General features: G+C 67.1%; 13 protein-coding genes, 1 tRNA gene and 1 pseudogene. 11 read left to right on the top strand and 4 right to left on the bottom strand.

Annotation, left to right across the window (positions count from 1 at the left end; all coding sequences use genetic code 11):
- Nucleotides 1–36: 36 nt before the first annotated feature.
- The 7 genes and pseudogenes from DFR45_RS14630 to DFR45_RS14305 all read left to right on the top strand — a co-directional run.
- Nucleotides 37–480, top strand: a pseudogene (locus tag DFR45_RS14630) (IS21 family transposase); the annotation flags it as partial.
- The gene (locus DFR45_RS14450) at nt 460–4,560 is read left to right on the top strand and encodes a MuF-C-terminal domain-containing protein (protein WP_277752676.1); all 4,101 of its coding nucleotides are present in this window, start codon (nt 460–462) and stop codon (nt 4,558–4,560) included. The pseudogene DFR45_RS14630 and the gene DFR45_RS14450, both read left to right, overlap by 21 nt.
- 188 nt (nt 4,561–4,748) lie before the next feature.
- The gene (locus DFR45_RS02290; RefSeq protein WP_114482056.1) at nt 4,749–4,931 is read left to right on the top strand and encodes a helix-turn-helix transcriptional regulator; all 183 of its coding nucleotides are present in this window, start codon (nt 4,749–4,751) and stop codon (nt 4,929–4,931) included.
- 13 nt (nt 4,932–4,944) lie between these two features.
- A complete protein-coding gene (locus tag DFR45_RS02285) occupies nt 4,945–5,196 on the top strand; it encodes a hypothetical protein (RefSeq protein ID WP_114482055.1) in 252 nt (83 codons plus the stop codon).
- Nucleotides 5,193–6,119, top strand: coding sequence for a toprim domain-containing protein (locus DFR45_RS02280; protein WP_199755305.1), 927 nt, complete (start codon nt 5,193–5,195; stop codon nt 6,117–6,119). Before DFR45_RS02285 ends, DFR45_RS02280 begins: the two co-directional genes overlap by 4 nt.
- A 211-nt stretch (nt 6,120–6,330) precedes the next feature.
- Nucleotides 6,331–8,076 carry a DUF927 domain-containing protein gene (locus DFR45_RS02275; protein WP_199755306.1) on the top strand — a complete coding sequence of 582 codons (1,746 nt, stop codon included), beginning with the start codon at nt 6,331–6,333 and terminating at the stop codon, nt 8,074–8,076.
- A complete protein-coding gene (locus tag DFR45_RS14305; RefSeq protein ID WP_144686943.1) occupies nt 8,063–8,833 on the top strand; it encodes a hypothetical protein in 771 nt (256 codons plus the stop codon). The genes DFR45_RS02275 and DFR45_RS14305 overlap by 14 nt, the downstream gene beginning before the upstream one ends.
- 703 nt (nt 8,834–9,536) lie before the next feature.
- Here DFR45_RS14305 and DFR45_RS02265 read toward each other — a convergent pair.
- Nucleotides 9,537–9,613: transfer RNA gene (locus tag DFR45_RS02265), tRNA-Pro, on the bottom strand.
- Nucleotides 9,614–9,810: 197 nt separating this feature from the next.
- On the opposite strand from DFR45_RS02265, the gene DFR45_RS02260 reads away from it, so the two are divergent.
- Nucleotides 9,811–11,439, top strand: coding sequence for a peptide chain release factor 3 (locus DFR45_RS02260; RefSeq protein WP_114482052.1), 1,629 nt, complete (start codon nt 9,811–9,813; stop codon nt 11,437–11,439).
- Between the two features lie 82 nt (nt 11,440–11,521).
- Here DFR45_RS02260 and rsmI read toward each other — a convergent pair whose 3' ends face one another.
- Nucleotides 11,522–12,448 (bottom strand): 16S rRNA (cytidine(1402)-2'-O)-methyltransferase, encoded by a 927-nt coding sequence (gene rsmI, locus DFR45_RS02255; protein WP_114482051.1) that lies wholly within the window; start codon nt 12,446–12,448, stop codon nt 11,522–11,524.
- On the opposite strand from rsmI, the gene DFR45_RS02250 reads away from it, so the two are divergent.
- Genes DFR45_RS02250 through DFR45_RS02240 form a run of 3 tightly spaced genes read left to right on the top strand, consistent with a single transcriptional unit; the run spans nt 12,448 to nt 14,186 of the window.
- Entirely contained in the window at nt 12,448–12,867 is a 420-nt protein-coding gene (locus DFR45_RS02250) for a YraN family protein (RefSeq protein ID WP_114482050.1), read from the top strand. The two genes, rsmI and DFR45_RS02250, sit on opposite strands and share 1 nt — an antisense overlap.
- A gap of 54 nt (nt 12,868–12,921) precedes the next feature.
- Nucleotides 12,922–13,515: an SIS domain-containing protein gene (locus DFR45_RS02245; protein ID WP_114482049.1), complete on the top strand. Its 594-nt coding sequence runs from the start codon at nt 12,922–12,924 to the stop codon at nt 13,513–13,515.
- The gene (locus tag DFR45_RS02240) at nt 13,512–14,186 is read left to right on the top strand and encodes a BON domain-containing protein (protein WP_114482048.1); all 675 of its coding nucleotides are present in this window, start codon (nt 13,512–13,514) and stop codon (nt 14,184–14,186) included. The genes DFR45_RS02245 and DFR45_RS02240 overlap by 4 nt, the downstream gene beginning before the upstream one ends.
- Before the next feature lie 29 nt (nt 14,187–14,215).
- Here DFR45_RS02240 and DFR45_RS02235 read toward each other — a convergent pair whose 3' ends face one another.
- On the bottom strand, nt 14,216–15,136 hold the full coding sequence (locus DFR45_RS02235) for an NAD(P)-dependent oxidoreductase (protein ID WP_114482047.1): 921 nt from the start codon (nt 15,134–15,136) through the stop codon (nt 14,216–14,218).
- A 74-nt stretch (nt 15,137–15,210) separates the two neighbouring features.
- Nucleotides 15,211–16,347 (bottom strand): PilT/PilU family type 4a pilus ATPase, encoded by a 1,137-nt coding sequence (locus DFR45_RS02230; RefSeq protein ID WP_114482046.1) that lies wholly within the window; start codon nt 16,345–16,347, stop codon nt 15,211–15,213.
- Nucleotides 16,348–16,353 lie beyond the last annotated feature (6 nt).

Raw genomic sequence — 16,353 nt, 5'->3', positions numbered from 1 at the left:
TACTTTCACCCCCTCACCAACGAGGGGACCACCGGAGTGAACGTCTTGAAGCCACACTTGCAAACCACCATATGGACGCTGCTGGAGGCCAACGCCAGCCAGCGAGAGATCGAGCGGGTCACAGGTATCTCCCGTCACACCATCCGCGCCTACCGGCAACGCTTTGCGGCCGAACGGGCAAACTGCCCCGGGGTGGCCACCGGCTCTGAGGCGGTGGCCAGTCAAACTGCCCCACCCCGGCCACCGGCTCCTGCTGTTGCCCCTGCGCCACTGGCCTCCTCCCTGTGCGAACCCCACCGTGAGTTCATCCAGGCGCAGTTGCGTCTCAAGCGCAACGCCATGGCCATCTTCCAGGACCTGGTCGACCAGCACGGCTTTGCCGGCCAGTACAACTCCGTCAAACGCTTCGTGGCCCGACTGCGCCAGAAGGAGCCCGAGCAGTTCGACCGCCTGAGCTTCCTGCCCGGCGAGGCGATCGAGAACCTGCTGCGGCGCTTCCAGGCGCCGCAGGCCAAGCAGGCAGAGCCCATCCTGCCGCCGCTGCAACCGCAGCCGAGCGTGGACCTGCAAAACCGTGACCGCTCGCGCGCTGCGTCCGTGGTGCAGATGAGCGACATCGCCCGCAACCCAGATTACATGCGCCTGGGGCCGAGCCGCACGCCGGACAGCGGGGCGCCGATGGTGTTTGCCGTGGGCGACGACGTGAGCCGCATCCCCGCGGAGAACTTCGGCCGCCAGGACGTGGCCGTGATGAGCGACGGCCAGCGCGTTCCGTTCCGTTACGCCGTGGTGGATGCCACGAAGGTCAACCCGTCGAACTTTGCCGATGGCCGCCAGAACCCGGAGTTCAGCAGCACGACACCCGGCACGATCAAGGCGCTGAACAACGGCCGCACCGCAGGTGTTCGTGCCGCGCATGAGATGGGCACGGCCGGCGAGTACGTGGCCGGCATGCAAGCCGACGGGGCGATGCACGGCATCCCGGCTGACGTGATCGCGCGCACGCCGAACCCGATGCTGGTGCGCGTGTACTCCGATGCGGCCAACACCGCCAACATGGCCGCCAAGAGCCAGGGCCAGGGCCTGGGCATGAGTCCGGCCGAGCTGGCGCGCCAGGATGCACCGCTGATGGATTCGAGCGTGCTGTCGGTGTATGAGCCGGGGGAGATCACCAGCGCGGCCAACCGCGATTTCGTGCGCGCGTTCATTGGCAAGCTGCAAGCCGCTGGCCAGGACGTGGCCGGGATGATGACCGGTGACGGGCAACTTTCCCAGGACGGCCGCAAGCGCATCCAGGCCGCGCTGATGCAGGCCGCCTACGGGGATTCGGACATCGTTGAAGAGATGTTCGACTCCACGGACACGGACATCAAGGCCATTGGCGAGGCGCTGAAGGCCGTCGCCGGCCAGTGGGCCAACATGCGCGACAGCGCGAAGCTGGGCGCCATCAACCCGCAGACGGACATCACGCAGAACCTGATCCAGGCGATCGGCCTGATCCGCAAGGCGCGCCGCGACGGCACGATGCTCTACGACCTGGTGAACCAGCCCGACCTGATGACGGGCGAGACACCGGACGCCACGACCGTGGGCGTGCTGCGCATGTTCTATTCCGGCCAGTACATGACGCGGGCCGTGGGCAAGGACAAGCTGACCAAGAGCCTGAGCGACTACGTGACCGCCGCCATGGCCACGAGCGCCGACCCCGGCATGTTTGGCGACGTGGTGACGGCCGGTGAGATTCTGGCGACAATCAACCCGATCACGGAAGGACAAAGCGATGCAGAAGCTCAACCCGAAGAAGGCCGCGGACAACCCGCTGGCAGCGGCGATCCTGGGGTCGGTGCTGGTGAAGCACGGACGGCAGTCGGGCGACAGCGCGCAGGAGAAAGCGGGCCTGGAGCTACTGCGGATCGCGGAAGCGAACCCGGACAAGATGCCGCGCCTGAAGCCCAACAGCAAGTTGGCCAAGGCGATCCGCGAGCTGAAGAAGGCGATGGCGCCGCAGCCGCGCGTGCCGGAGCAGGACAGCAAGAAGGTGCTGACGGGCGAGCAACCGCAGCCGAAGGACGTGCGGGAGCGGCAGACGGCCAAGCCGTAAAGGCGAAGAAGCCGAAGAAGGCGGCGAAGCCGAAGGCAGAGCCGGACGCGCTGCCTGCCGACCAAGCGCAGCAGCTTGAGCGCGATTTCCGCACCTTCCCGACACAGATCCTGAACAACCTGCTGGAGCGTGGCGAGGCCGCCAAGCTCTACAAGGCCGCGGGCGTCAATGGCGCCAGCGCGTTTGGCGACTTGGCCATGGATGACAAGGCCGCCGCCTACGTCAAGTTCGTGCAGCAGGGCGGAAAGCCGGTCGAGAACCTGCCCAAGGACTACAACGCCTGGGTGAAGAGCGAAGAGCGCGCCGCCGAGGTGCGCCGGCTGCAATCCGACCGCGTGGTGCGCCAGGAAAACGGCAAGCCCTTCAAGAGCAAGACCAGCGCGCAGCAGTACCAGGAGCGTTACGACCTGACCGGCACGCATGAGGTGGTGGCGGTCGATGGCGGGTTTGAGCTGCGCCAGCTTTCGCCGGCCGCGCAGGCTGAGCTGAAGCGCAAGGCCGAGGGCCGCGAGAGCTACACCGAGGCGCAGGCTGCCGTGGCCGAGGAAATGGGCATCGGTCAGACGCCGGATGGCGAGTGGGACGCCACCGACGAGCAGTTTGACGAGATGGAGCGCCGCGTGCAGGCAAGGATGCGCGGCGAGCCTGCCGAACCACTGCTGACCAACCCCACCCGTGAGGACGTGCTGGCCCAGCAGGAGCGCGCCGAGACGGCCGAGCAGCGCGATGCGCGCGAGCAGATCCGCCGTGAGAGTGAAGCCGGTGCCGGGATGTTCTCGCTCGAAACGCAGGACGGCCGCCAGGACACGACGGGCGACCTGTTCCGCCAGCCGGCGCAGGAGCAGCCATCGGCCCAGCAGCCTGCCGAGCAGCAGTCAGCGGCAGAGGATGCGCCAAAGCCCGAGGCCGGCGAGCGCCTGGAGGGCTGGATCAAGGCGCGGGAGACGGAGCAGGGTGTGACGCTGTTCAGCCGTTCACCCGAGTTTTATGCCGAGGTGGACCGCGCGATTGACGCTGGGTTGCGCGATGACAAGCAGGCTTTGCGCCAGCAGATCGACGTAGGGATTCGCACCCCTGAAGTGCTGCGCATGCTGGGGGTGGACGACAAGCCGGTTTACACGAACCGCAATCTGATTGCCAAGATGCACCTTGAGCATGGCGTGCCCAAGGCGCAGTTGCGGGATTTGGCTGGCTTGCTGGAAAACCCGGCCTTGGTCTTTGAGTCGGACACGCGGCCGGGTCGGCTGTTGCTGGTGACTGAAGCTGTGGTGAATGGCAGCCCGGTGGTTGTGGCTGTCGAGCCCAATGGATCGTCCGGGCGCCTGGAGGTGGTTTACCTGCCCAGCATGTATCCGCGTAACGATGCGCAGTGGAAGTTTCCGCAGTGGATTCGCGCTGGGAAGCTGAAGTACGCCGACAAAAGCAGAAGCCGACTTCTCGCTACGACTGCCGGGCTCCAATTGCCAGGGGTGGTTCAGCGATCTGTCGGCTTCACGCCAGCGAAGTATATGACCGAATCGGACCGGCCGCAAGCCGGACTGAGCCGCGGCCGCGCCGGAGGCATGACGGAATCCGCCGTGCGCCAGGTGGCCGACACCATCACGTCACGCTGGGCCCAGGCGCCGACCGTGGTGGTGGTGCCAAACATGCAGGACATGCGCGTGCCGGAGGCCGCGCGCCAGGAGGACGCCCGCCAGCGCGCCGCCGGCGCGACGGGGGTGCCGCGCGCCTTCTACGACCGCGGCACCGTGTACCTGGTGGCCGATGGCCTGCGCAGCATCAGCGACGCGGCCGAAGCGCTGTTCCACGAGGCGCTTGGCCACTACGGGCTGCGCGCCGTGTTCGGCCCCGGCCTGGTGAAGGTGCTGGACGACCTGGCGGCCGCGCGGCCAGACCTGCTGCGCGCGAAGGCCAAGGAGTACGGCAAGGATCTGGGGAGCCAGAAGGAGCGCCGCCAGGTGGCCGAGGAGGTGCTGGCCGAATTGGCGCAGACCCGTCCGGAACTGGGCTTCGTGCGCCGGGCGATTGCGGCCATCCGCACCTGGCTGCGCCAGAACGTGCCGTACTTCAAGGATCTGGCCCTGACGGACGCCGAGATCATCAACAACTTCATCCTGCCCGCGCGTGGCTGGGTGGAGCGTGGTGAGCGCGCGATGCGGCCGGGGAGTCAAATTGCCCTAAGCCGGTCGGCCATGAAGAGTGTGACGGCCAACATCGACCGCGGGCTGGCCAAACAACCCGGAGCGAATGCTTGGGTCGTGACCGGGTATGAGGTCGATCCCGATAGGGCGGCCGCGGGGAGAGCCACTGCCGCCCCTACTACATCCGCCGCTTCGCGCACCCGCGACGGAGAAGGAGCGAGCCGATTCACAGTTTACACCCGCGTAACACCAGATGGTCGGTGCGCTACCGCCAAGCGCCGCGCAGCACGGCGCTGGACGGTTTCGTCCCAAGCATGACCTAATAGGCCGTCGCCCGCGCGCCTGAGCGCAAACCCTGCACCACGTAAAGCGGCAGGACTGACCGGCACGGATACCGCGTAAGCGGCCCCACCGGAATGGGTCAGCGAGACTCGGCGGGCTGGACATGTGACCCGCGACCACGGCGAGGAAATGCGCTTTTGTCGCGTTCACAGAGAACCACCAACATGGAAAAACTTCTCCGTCTGCCGCTGGTGCTGAACACCGTCGGCGTTTCCAAAAGCAAGTTGTATGAAATGATCGGGAAGGGCGAATTCCCCAAGCCCATCAAGATCGGCCAGCGCACCAGCGCGTGGCCAGAGAGCGCGATCCGGCAATGGATCGAGCAGCGAATCGCCGCTGCCAAGTGAAGGGGGCTGCACCATGAAGAAGATTCCTTCGACGGTGCGAGCCCTGCCGCGCGCCGAAAGAAAAACCCCGCTGGGGCGGGCGGGGCGAGACATGGGGGAAAAAACGGACGGCGCTGTCACACGGCAGTCCGCGCGTGCATTGTGGCACGCCCCGGCGCGCGCCGCAATCCTCCTCAAAACCGACCTGCTGCCGTTCGTTGGAGGGATGCTGAGCGGACTGCCGCTCGCGTGGGCGATTATCGATCTGCTGGGGGTGCGGTCATGAATGCGGTCGTACCTTTCGATGTCGACCCCGTGGCCGGCTTGCTCAACGCTCTGACGCGAGCCGGGATCGTCCCCAGTGACCCCGCCGCCATCGTTGCCGATGGCCGGGTGTGCCGCTTCCACGTCGAGGGCGACCGCCGGGGAGCCCGCAACGGTTGGTGTGTCCTGCACCCCGACCATGGAGCCGCCGGGCACTGGCGCACGGGTGCACGCGTCACGTGGTCGAGCCGGGGTGACAAGCCGCTGACGCGGGAGCAGCGCCGCGCCCTGAACGCCGCCATGCTGGAGGCCCGCCGCCAGCGCGACGCCGAACAGCAGGCCGCCCATGAGCGAGCCGCTGGGCAAGCCGCCGCGTGGTGGAAGAACGCCCGGCCCGCCGATCCGGGGCACCGCTACTTGGCCGCCAAGGGCATCCCGCCCGGTATCGCGCAGCAAACCGGGGACGAGCTGATCCTGCCGCTGTACGACGTTGACGGCAGGCTGTGGAGTCTGCAACGCATCGCGCCTGACGGTTCCAAGCGGCTGTTATCGGGAGGGGCCAAGCGCGGGCGCTTCATCCCTGTGGCGGGTGACCCGCACGAAGCCGCCGCCGTGCTGATCGCCGAAGGCTTCGCAACGACCATGAGCGTGCACCTGTTGGCGCTGGTCCCGGGTGCCGCCCATGTAGCCGCCGTGGACTGCGGCAACCTGCTGCCGGTGGCCCAAGCGATCCGCCGCCCCCGGCCCGACGTGCGCATCGTGATCGCTGCCGACGATGACCGGCTGACGCAGGGCAATCCGGGGTTGACCGCCGCGCGCGAGGCCGCCGTCGCTGTCGGCGGCGAGGTGCTGCGTCCGCGTTGGCCGCACGGTGCGCCGCTGGCGCTGTCCGACTTCAATGACCTGATGTTGTGGCAGCAGCGGGAGGGGGTGCGCCATGGATGAACGCAGTCTGCATGCTGTTGAGCTGCCCGGAGCCGATGGGCTGGCGATCGTTGAACATGCAACCCCGGCATCATCAAAAAATGGGGTTACACGGGTTACAGGGGTTACACCGCCAAAAAACCATAATCAAAACAAAGACTTAGAACCATTCGATGCTGTAACCCCGGCGGAGGTTGCACGGGTTACAAGGGTTACACCCGAGCCGGACGCCATGCCGGACGCATACCCCGCCATCGAAGACCGCCCCACGTGGCGCGTGTTCGACCGCTGGGTCGAGTTGGAGGGCCGCCGCCTGCGTCCGGGCGTTTGGTCCTTCTTTGTCGAAGAGGTCGGACGCGGGGACAACAAGCGACTGGAACCGCGCGACCTGTGGGTATGCGGGCCGCTCCACGTCGAAGCCCTGACCGCCGACGTGCACGGCGACAACGTGGGCCGCGTGCTGCGCTTTCAATCGTCCCTTGGCACGTGGCGCACGTGGGCCATGCCGATGGAGCTGCTGCGCGGTTCCGGCGAAGAGCTGCGCGGGGAACTGCTGCGGCAAGGCTTGGAAATCGACCCGACCTATCGGGCGCGGCTGGCGCAGTACCTGCAATGGCGCACCCCGCGCCGCCGGGTGACATGCACGCGTTCGACCGGGTGGGTCGGCGACACGTTCGTCCTGCCCGACTGCGCCATCGGCCCGAAGGCTGGGGAAGTGATCTTCCAAGCCGACGCATCCGCTGCCGAGTACGCAACCGGCGGGACGCTGCGCGGCTGGATCGAGGGCGTGGCGCTGCTGGCCGTGGGCAACCCGCTGTTGACGCTGGCGCTGTCGGTGGGCTTCGCGGGGCCGCTGCTGGCGCGCTGCCATGCCGAGGGCGGGGGCGTGCACCTGGTCGGGCCGTCTTCGACCGGCAAGTCCACGATGCTGGAGGCCGCCCGCTCCATTTGGGGGCCGGAGCTGTTCAAGCGGACATGGAAGGCGACCGCCAACGGGTTGGAGGGGGCCGCGATGCTGTTTTCCGACGCATTGCTGTGTCTGGACGAAATCAGCGAGGCCAACCCGCAGGAGGTCGGGCAGGTGGCCTACATGCTCGGCAACGGAGTGGGCAAGCAAAGGGCTACCCGCAGCGGAGGGGCGCGCGCGCTGGCGCGCTGGCGCTGCATGGTGCTGAGCACGGGTGAGCGCACCATTGCCGCGTCGATGGCCGAAGGGGGCAAGCGCGTCAAGGCCGGGCAGGGGGCGCGGCTGCTGGACGTGTTCGTCGATCGTCAGCATGGCGCGTGGGACACCCTGCACGAACACCCCGACGGGCGCGCGCTGTCGGACGCCATCAAGCGCGCCGCCGCGCAGCACTACGGGCATGCGGGCCGCGCGTTTCTGGAGCGACTGACGCAGGACGACACCGACCTGACGGCAGCGCTGGCGGACATCAAGACCCTGCCCGTGTTCGATGCGCCAGCGGACGATGGGCAGCGCATGCGCGCTGCGGGCCGCTTCGCGCTGATCGCCTTGGCCGGGGAGTTGGCGACACAGTACGGGCTGACCGACTGGCCCGAGGGAGCCGCCATCGATGCCGCCGCCGAAGCGTACCGGCTGTGGCGCAGCACGCGCAGCGCCGGGCGCACGGAAACCGCCCAAGTGGTCGAGGCCGTGACTGCGTTCATCGACCGGCACGGCGACGCGCGTTTCAGCGCCATCCATACCGACGAAGACATCGCGCGACTGGTGCGGGATCGTGCGGGTTGGTGGCGTATGCGCGACGGTCGGCGGGAATGGCTGTTCACTGCCGACGGGCTGCGCGAGGCGCTGCGGGGGTTGGACTTCAAACCCGCACTCGAAACGCTGGTCGCCTTGAAGATGCTGCCCGCGCCGGGGGCGGACGGCAGGCATGCGCAGGCCGTGCGCATCGATGGCCGCGTGGTCAAGGTGTACCCCCTCACCGTCAACGAGGAGGCCAGCGATGGCGCTGTCTGACGTGATCCGCCGCTACCGCGACCGCGCAGCGGGTTGTAACCCCGTAACCCGCACTGGGTTACAGGTGGGGTTACAGGTTACGCTTGAAAAAACAACGGGTTACGACGCTTGTAACCCCTGTAACCCCGTAACCCCGAAAGTCGAAGATGGTCGGGTTGCATGCGCAAAAGTCGAGGCCGCCAACGATCCTGGCCGCGTGGAGCCGATGGAGAAGCCCGAGGCGGTCGCCCCGCCCGCCGACGCCGCGCCGTCGGATGGGTTGCGCCCGGCGGAGGTGGTGCATCGCGAGTACCTGCGTCACACGTTTGCCTGCCGGGTTTGTGCCGCCGCTGGCAAAGGCTGCGGCGAGCGGTGCCCCGAGGGGTCAGGGCTGTGGTCGGCCTATGTCCAAGCCGCTGGCGCTGGGGGGTTGCCGTGGCGTGAGCGTTACAGCGTAACGGGTTGTAGCAGTAGCGCTACGACTACAACCTACAACCCGGCAGACTACCGGCCCGCCGATGCTGCCGAACTCGCGCGCATGGCCCGCCGGATCGCGCATGCCGAGGCGCTGGGCGCGTCAACCGACGAAGCCGAGCGCGTTGCCGACGTGTTGCACCTGCGCGACCGCGATGCGGATGACCGCCGTCTGTGTCTGGAATGCCGCCACATCCGCGCCGACCGCGCGGGCTGGCGCTGTGCGGTGTTTGGCCTGATTCCGCGCGAATGGGTCACGGTTCAGCTCCAGCGCTGCGACCGCTTCACGGAGGTCGCGACATGAGCCGAGCGGTTGACGAAGCCGCCGCGTGGCTGCGCATCGTTCTCGAGCGTGGCCCGATGCCAGCGGCCACCGTCCGCGTGCATGCGGCCGCGCGTGGGATCGCATCGAGGACGCTCCAACGCGCATCGGCAGTTGCCGGGGTCATCATCGAACGCCGGGGGTTCTCGGCCGGTTCCGTGTGGAGACTCCCATCCGCGCCAGAACCCGAGACCCGAAAAAACCCGATGCGCGGGTGCTGGAGCTGCGAAAACCTTGCCGCCGCCGGGTGCTGTCTGGTGGGTGCGGCCGCTGGGCTGGCCCCAGACGAGCTAGGGCGCTGCTGGCCGCCGCGCGAGCGGTTCGATGGCGGCGAGTGCCCGGCATTCGCGCCAGCGGAGGCGCGTTAAGGTTTGTTGCTGCGCATTCCGGACGGCTATACTTGTGCTGTGGTCGGCGATGCCCGCACCCGCACCCCCGGCAATTGGAGCCGGGCATTGCGGATAGGGTGTGCGTCGGCCCGCCGACACCCACACAACCCGGCCACCGTGCCGGGTTTTTTGTGGCCGTGCGACAGCGAGGGCCGTCAGTTTGGTGGGGCCCGGCGGGTGTCCCCGGGGTGGGCTGAGCAATGGCGTTGTAGGCACCATGTAGGCACCAGAAAGCCGTTTCCGCCAGAATAGGAAAAAGGGCTTACGCGATCACTCACGTAAGCCCTTGATTTTATTGGTCGGCGTGGCGGGATTCGAACTCGCGACCCCTTGCACCCCATGCAAGTGCGCTACCAGGCTGCGCTACACGCCGTAAAGCACAGCATTATATCTTGAAAAGCACGGCCAAATCGTGCGGCCAAATCGTGCGCCTAAATCGAACGTGCGCACGGTCTGCGGGAGCATCGGTAAAATTGTGTTCTCGCTCTGACTCCCTGCGGCCCATGCGCCGCTTTGCCCCGCCTGGCCTATCGCTGCGCGGCGGGGGCCCAACCCACACCCGAGAACTCCGTGTCCTACGCCAGTGAAACGCGGCGCCGCCGCACTTTTGCCATCATTTCCCACCCCGACGCGGGCAAGACCACGCTGACGGAAAAGCTGCTGCTGTTTTCGGGCGCGATCCAGATCGCCGGCGCCGTCAAGGGCCGCAAGGCCAGCCGCCACGCCACCAGCGACTGGATGGAGATCGAAAAGCAGCGCGGCATCTCGGTGGCCTCGAGCGTGATGCAGATGAGCTACCGCGAGCATGTCATCAACCTGCTCGACACGCCCGGCCACAAGGACTTTTCCGAAGACACCTACCGCGTGCTCACGGCCGTGGATTCGGCGCTCATGGTGATCGACGCGGCCAACGGCGTGGAGGCGCAGACGCGCCGGCTGATCGAGGTCTGCCGCCAGCGCGACACGCCCATCATCACCTTCGTGAACAAGATGGACCGCGAAGTGCGCGCGCCGCTCGACATCCTCGACGAGGTCGAGCGCGAGCTCGGCATGTCCTGCGTGCCCATGACCTGGCCCGTGGGCCAGGGCAAGCGCTTTGGCGGCATCATCAACCTGCGCACGCAGAGCATGACGGTGTTCGAGGCCGGCTCCGAGCGGCGCCCGCAGGACTTCGAAACCATCCCCTTGAGCGAAACCGAGCGCCTGCGCGCGCGCTTCGGCAGCGAATTCGACGAGGCCATGGAGAGCATGGAACTCGCCGTGGGCGCCTCGCCCGCCTGGGATCATGCGGCCTTTCTGGCCGGCAAGCAGACGCCGGTGTTCTTCGGTTCGGGCGTGAACAATTTTGGCGTGATGGAGGTGCTGGACGCGCTGGTCGACCTCGCGCCGCCGCCCGGCCCGCGCTTGAGCAGCTTGCTCGTGAACAAACAGCCCGTGGAAAAAACCGTGCAGCCCGACGACGAGGGCTTTTCGGGCGTGGTATTCAAGGTGCAGGCGAACATGGACGCCAACCACCGCGACCGCATCGCCTTCGTGCGCGTGGCCTCGGGCCGCTACACGCCGGGCATGAAGCTCAAGGTGCAGCGCACGGGCAAGGAGCTGCGCCCGACCAGCGTGGTCACCTTCATGAGCCAGCGCCGCGAGGCCGTGGAAGAAGCCTACGCGGGCGACATCATCGGCTTTACCACGCACGGCGGCGTGCAATTGGGCGACACCATCACCGACGGGGCGAACCTGCAGTTCACCGGCCTGCCCTTCTTCGCGCCCGAGATGTTCATGACCGTGGTGCTGAAAAACCCGCTGCGCACCAAGCAGCTGCAGCAGGGCCTTTTGCAGCTCGGCGAGGAAGGCGCGATCCAGGTCTTCAAGCCCGACATGGGCGGCAACATGCTGCTGGGCGCCGTGGGGCAGCTGCAGTTCGAGGTGGTGCAGCACCGCCTGGCCACTGAATACGACTGCGAAGTGCGGCTCGAAGGCTGCCCCTACACGAGCGCACGCTGGATCAGCGCCGACAGCCCGCAAGAGCTGCGTGAATTCGAAGCCGCCTACCCCACACGCATGGCGCACGACGCCGCGGGCGCGCTGGCCTACCTGTGCACCAGCCCCTACGACGTGCGCCTGGCGCAGGAGCGCTTTCCCAAAATCCACTTCCACCCGCTGCGTGAGCACGCGGGGCTGTCGCTGGGCAGTGCGGGGTAGCTCTTTTATTGATAGCTGCTTGTGCTTGATAGATAAGGGCTAGAAGCCGGTTTTATACAAATCTTCGCGTAGCGCAGGCGGATCAATCCTCCGTCCCCTTCCACTCGAGCGCCTGCGCATAGAGCGCGTTGCGCGGCGCGCCGCTGAGCTGCGCGGCCAGGCGCACGGCGGTCTTGAGCGGCAGCTCGGGCAGCAAAAGGCGCAGCGCGCGCTGGCCTGCTTCCATGCCGGCGTCGCTCGCGGCAAGGGCGGCGGGGTGCAGCAGCACGACGAATTCGCCGCGTGCACGCTCGGGCGCGGCGGCAAACCAAGCCGGCAGGCCCTGCGCGGGGACGGTGGCGATCTCCTCGAACTGCTTGGTCAGCTCGCGCGCCAGCGTCACAGGGCGCTCGCCCAGCGGCGCGAGCGCCTGTGCCAGCTCGAGGATGCGGTGCGGCGCTTCGAGCAGCACCACGCAGCGCGCCTCGTGTGCGAGCTGCTGCACGGCGGCGGCGCGCTCGCTCGTCTTGGTCGGCAAAAAGCCTGCGAACACGAAGCCCTCCTGCGCCGCGCTCGGTGCCACGGCGCCGGCCGCGCTCAGTGCCGTGGTCACGCTGCTCGCGCCCGGCAGCGGCAGCACGCGCAGGCCCGCGGCGCGCACTGCGGCAACCAGCCGTGCGCCGGGGTCGCTCACGCCGGGCGTGCCCGCGTCGCTCACGTAGGCCACGCGCTCGCCTTCGCGCAGGTGCGCGAGCACCGCCTGCGCGGCTTCGGCCTCGTTGTGCTCGTGCACCGCGAGCAGCTGGCTCGGCTTCTTGTCGATGCCGTAGGCGCGCAGCAGCGCCTGCGTGTGGCGCGTGTCCTCGCAGGCGATGCGCTCGGCGAGCTGCAGCACGTGCAACGCGCGCAGCGTGACGTCGGCCAGGTTGCCTATGGGCGTGGCGACCACGTACAGCGCCCCCTGCGGATAATGCTGCGCAGCCGCTGCCGCGTGCGCCGCGCCCAGCGCCAATGCGAAAGATGCACTCAATGCCATTCCCCTGGAAAAAACCCGCCGCGCCCAGCAAGGCCGCCGAAACCACGCGGCAGCCCACGACGCGGCAGCAAGGCAACATGGCCGAAGACCGCGCCCTGGCCCATCTGCAGGCCGCGGGCCTGCGACTCGTGACGCGCAATTATCGAACGCCGGGGCGCGGCGGCGGCGAGATCGACCTCGTGATGCGCGCGCCCGACGGCACGCTGGTGTTCGTCGAGGTGCGCAGCCGCGCGAGCACCAGCCACGGCGGCGCCGCGGCGAGCATTGGCAGCGTCAAACAACGGCGCATCGTGTTCGCGGCGCGCCACTACCTGCTGCGCCTGCCCGCACCGCTGCCTTGCCGCTTCGACGTGGTGCTGCTGGAGCCGCAGGGCCTGCAATGGCTGCAGGGGGCGTTCGACGCGGATGGTTGACCCCCGAAGAAGCACCCCGAAGAAGCGCCGATGGGGCGGCGCTATCATCGGCGCATGCTCGAACAGCGCATCCAGCAGCACTTCATCGACGCGGCAGACTTGCAATTCCAGGCGGCGCAGGCGTTGGCGGCGCCCATCGCCGCGGCCGTACAAGCCATCGTTGCGTGCATCACGGGCGGCGGCAAGGTGCTGGCCTGCGGTCTGGGCGCGTCGGCGGCGGTGGCGCAGCAGTTTGCCGCGCTGTGCGTGGCCGGCTTCGAGCGCGAGCGCCCCGAGCTCGCCGCGCTCGCGCTCGGGGCCGACGCCAGCTTGCTGAGCGCCGAAAGCACCTTCGCTGCGCAGCCTCCAGCCGCTTTTGCCCGCCAGGTGCGCGCGCTCGGTCAGATGGGCGACGTGTTGCTGATGCTGTCCGTGGCGGGCGACGAGCCCGCCTTGCTGGAGGCGCTCGAAGCCGCACACGAGCGCGAGCTCATGGTGCTGCTGCTCACGGGGCGCAGCGGCGGCACGCTTGCGCAGCGGCTGCGCGAAACTGACGTTCTGGTCGCCGTGCCGCACGACCGCCCCGCGCGCGTGCGCGAGGTGCACACCCTGGTGCTGCATTGCCTCTGCGACGGCATAGACGCCCAATTGCTGGGCGAGGAAGAATGATTTTGATAGCAAACAACGATGCGAGGACGTACACAAAGCGGCCGCTACAGGTCTTGACCCTGGTTTTCGCACTCGGCTTGAGCGCGTGCGCCCCCGTGGTGCTGGGCGGCGCGGCCATGACGGGCATGGTCGCAGCGGATCGCCGTACCGCAGGTACACAACTCGAAGACGAGCGCATAGAGCTCATTGCCACGAACCGCCTGAACGAACTGCTCGGCGAGCGTGGTCACGTAAACGTCACGAGCTTCAATCGGCGCGTGCTCATCACCGGCGAAGTGCCCACCGCGCAAGACCGCCAGCGCGTCGAGGCAGCCATCGCCCAGATCGAGAACGTGCGCGGCGTGGTCAACGATCTGGCCGTGATGCCCAATGCATCGCTGGGCCAGCGCTCCAGCGACAGCTGGATCACCGGGCAGGTGCGCGCCGGCATCGTCGATGCGCGCGACCTGTCATCGAGCGCTTTCAAGGTCGTGACCGAGCGCGGCGTGGTCTATCTGATGGGGATCGTGACGCAGCGCGAGGCCGAGCGCGTGACCGAGATCGCGCGCGGCGTGCCCGGCGTGGCCAAGGTGGTGCGCGTGTTCGAGATCGTCTCGGAAGACGAACTGCGCCGCCTCGTGCCCCCGCCGCAACCCACCCCCGCCACGGCCGCACCAGCCTCGGGCGGCTGATGCAAAAAGCAGCAAAAGCCGCAGAAAAATCAACGCAGGCGCTGGATCAGGCTTGAAGTGTCCCAGCGGTTGCCACCCATTTTCTGCACGTCGCCGTAGAACTGATCGACCAGCGCCGTGAGCGGCAGGCGCGAGCCGTTGCGCCGCGCCTCTTGCAGCACGAGCCCCAAGTCCTTGCGCATCCAATCGACGGCAAAGCCGAAGTCGAACTTGCCATCGACCATGGTCTTGCCGCGGTTTTCGAGCTGCCAGCTCTGCGCCGCGCCCTTGCTGATCACATCGAGCACCTGCTTCATGTCCAGCTGCGCGTTCTGCCCGAACGCGATGGCCTCGGCCAGGCCCTGCAGGATGCCTGCGATGCAGATCTGGTTGACCATTTTCGCGAGCTGTCCCGAGCCCACGGGCCCGAGCAGGGTGCAGGCGCGCGCATACGCCAGGATGACCGGCAAAGCAGCTTCGTAAGCTGCCTGGTCGCCGCCGCACATCACCGTGAGCTGGCCGTTTTGCGCGCCCGCCTGCCCGCCCGACACGGGCGCATCGACGAACTGCAGCCCCTGCGCGCGCGCCTGCGCGTAGAGTTCGCGCGCGACCTCGGCCGAGGCCGTGGTGTGATCGACGAAGACCGCGCCCGGCGCCATGCCCGCAAAAGCACCCTGCTCGCCGAGCACCACCGAGCGCAAGTCGTCGTCATTGCCCACGCAGCAAAACACGAGGCCCGCGCCCGCGACGGCCTCGCGCGGCGTGGCCGCATGCCGGGGCTTGCTGGGTGCGTCGGCAAATTCCTCGCACCAGGCGATGGCCTTGGCCGCGGTGCGGTTGTAGACGGTCACGGCATGGCCCGCGCGTGCGAGATGACCCGCCATGGGATACCCCATGACGCCGAGGCCTAGAAACGCGACTTTGCGCGGTGCGGTGCTGTCGTAATTGCGTGCTTGGATACTGCTTGGCATGAGAGACCTTCAAAAAAAGAATTTGCCCGTGCCCCGGTGGCTCGGGCGCCCCGGGCGCGAAAAGAGCAAAAACATCAAACGATGGCGAAATGCTCGGTGCCCGCGGCAAGGTCGGGCGATTTGGCGCGCTGGCTGTTGAGTTTGATCTGCAGGCGCAGGTCGTTGACCGAGTCGGCATTGCGCAGCGCGTCCTCGTAGTTGATCAAGCCCCCTTCGAACGCGTCGAAAAGCGCCTGGTCGAAAGTTTGCATACCGAGGTTGCGGCTTTTCTTCATGATTTCTTTGAGCTCCACCACCTCGCCGCGGAAAATCAAATCGGCAATCAAGGGTGTATTGAGCATCACCTCGACCGCAGCGACGCGCCCTCTGCCGTCCTGCCTGGGAACCAAGCGCTGCGAGATCATGGCGCGCAGGTTCAGCGACAAGTCCATGAGCAACTGCGCACGCCGATCTTCGGGGAAAAAGTTCACGATGCGATCGAATGCCTGATTCGCATTGTTGGCGTGCAATGTAGCCATGCACAGGTGCCCCGTCTCGGAGAACATGATCGCGTTTTGCATGGTTTCGCGGTCGCGAATCTCGCCCATCAGAATCACGTCGGGCGCCTGGCGCAGCGTGTTTTTGAGTGCCACTTCCCAGGAGTCGGTGTCCAACCCGACCTCACGCTGCGTCACTACGCAGTTCTTGTGCGGATGCACGAATTCGACCGGATCCTCCACCGTAACGATATGGCCGAAGGAGTTTTCGTTGCGCCAATCGACCATCGCCGCGAGCGTGGTCGATTTGCCCGAGCCCGTGGCACCGACGACGATGCACAGGCCGCGCTTGGTCATGGCCACGTCTTTGAGCACCTGGGGCAGGCCCAAACCATCGATGGTCGGCAGCGTGAGTGGAATCGTGCGCAGCACCATGCCCACCTTGCCCTGCTGCACGAAGGCGTTCACACGAAAGCGCCCGATTCCTGCTGGCGAGATCGCGAAATTGCACTCCTTGGTGCGCTCGAATTCGGCCACCTGTTTATCGCTCATGATCGAGCGCGTCAGTGCGATGGTGTGCGTCGCCGACAAGGGCTGGGCCGAAACCTTGGTCACCTTGCCATCGACCTTGATCGCCGGTGGGAAATCGGCGGTGATGAACAAATCGCTGCCGTTGCGATTGATCATCAGTTTGAGCAAATCGTTGATGAATTTACTGGCCTGATCGCGTTCCATTGCTGG

This window comes from Extensimonas vulgaris (assembly GCF_003337425.1).
GTDB lineage: Bacteria > Pseudomonadota > Gammaproteobacteria > Burkholderiales > Burkholderiaceae_C > Extensimonas > Extensimonas vulgaris.
Note: the sequence above shows the minus strand (reverse complement) of the source record. Positions and strands in the feature narration are given on the sequence as shown.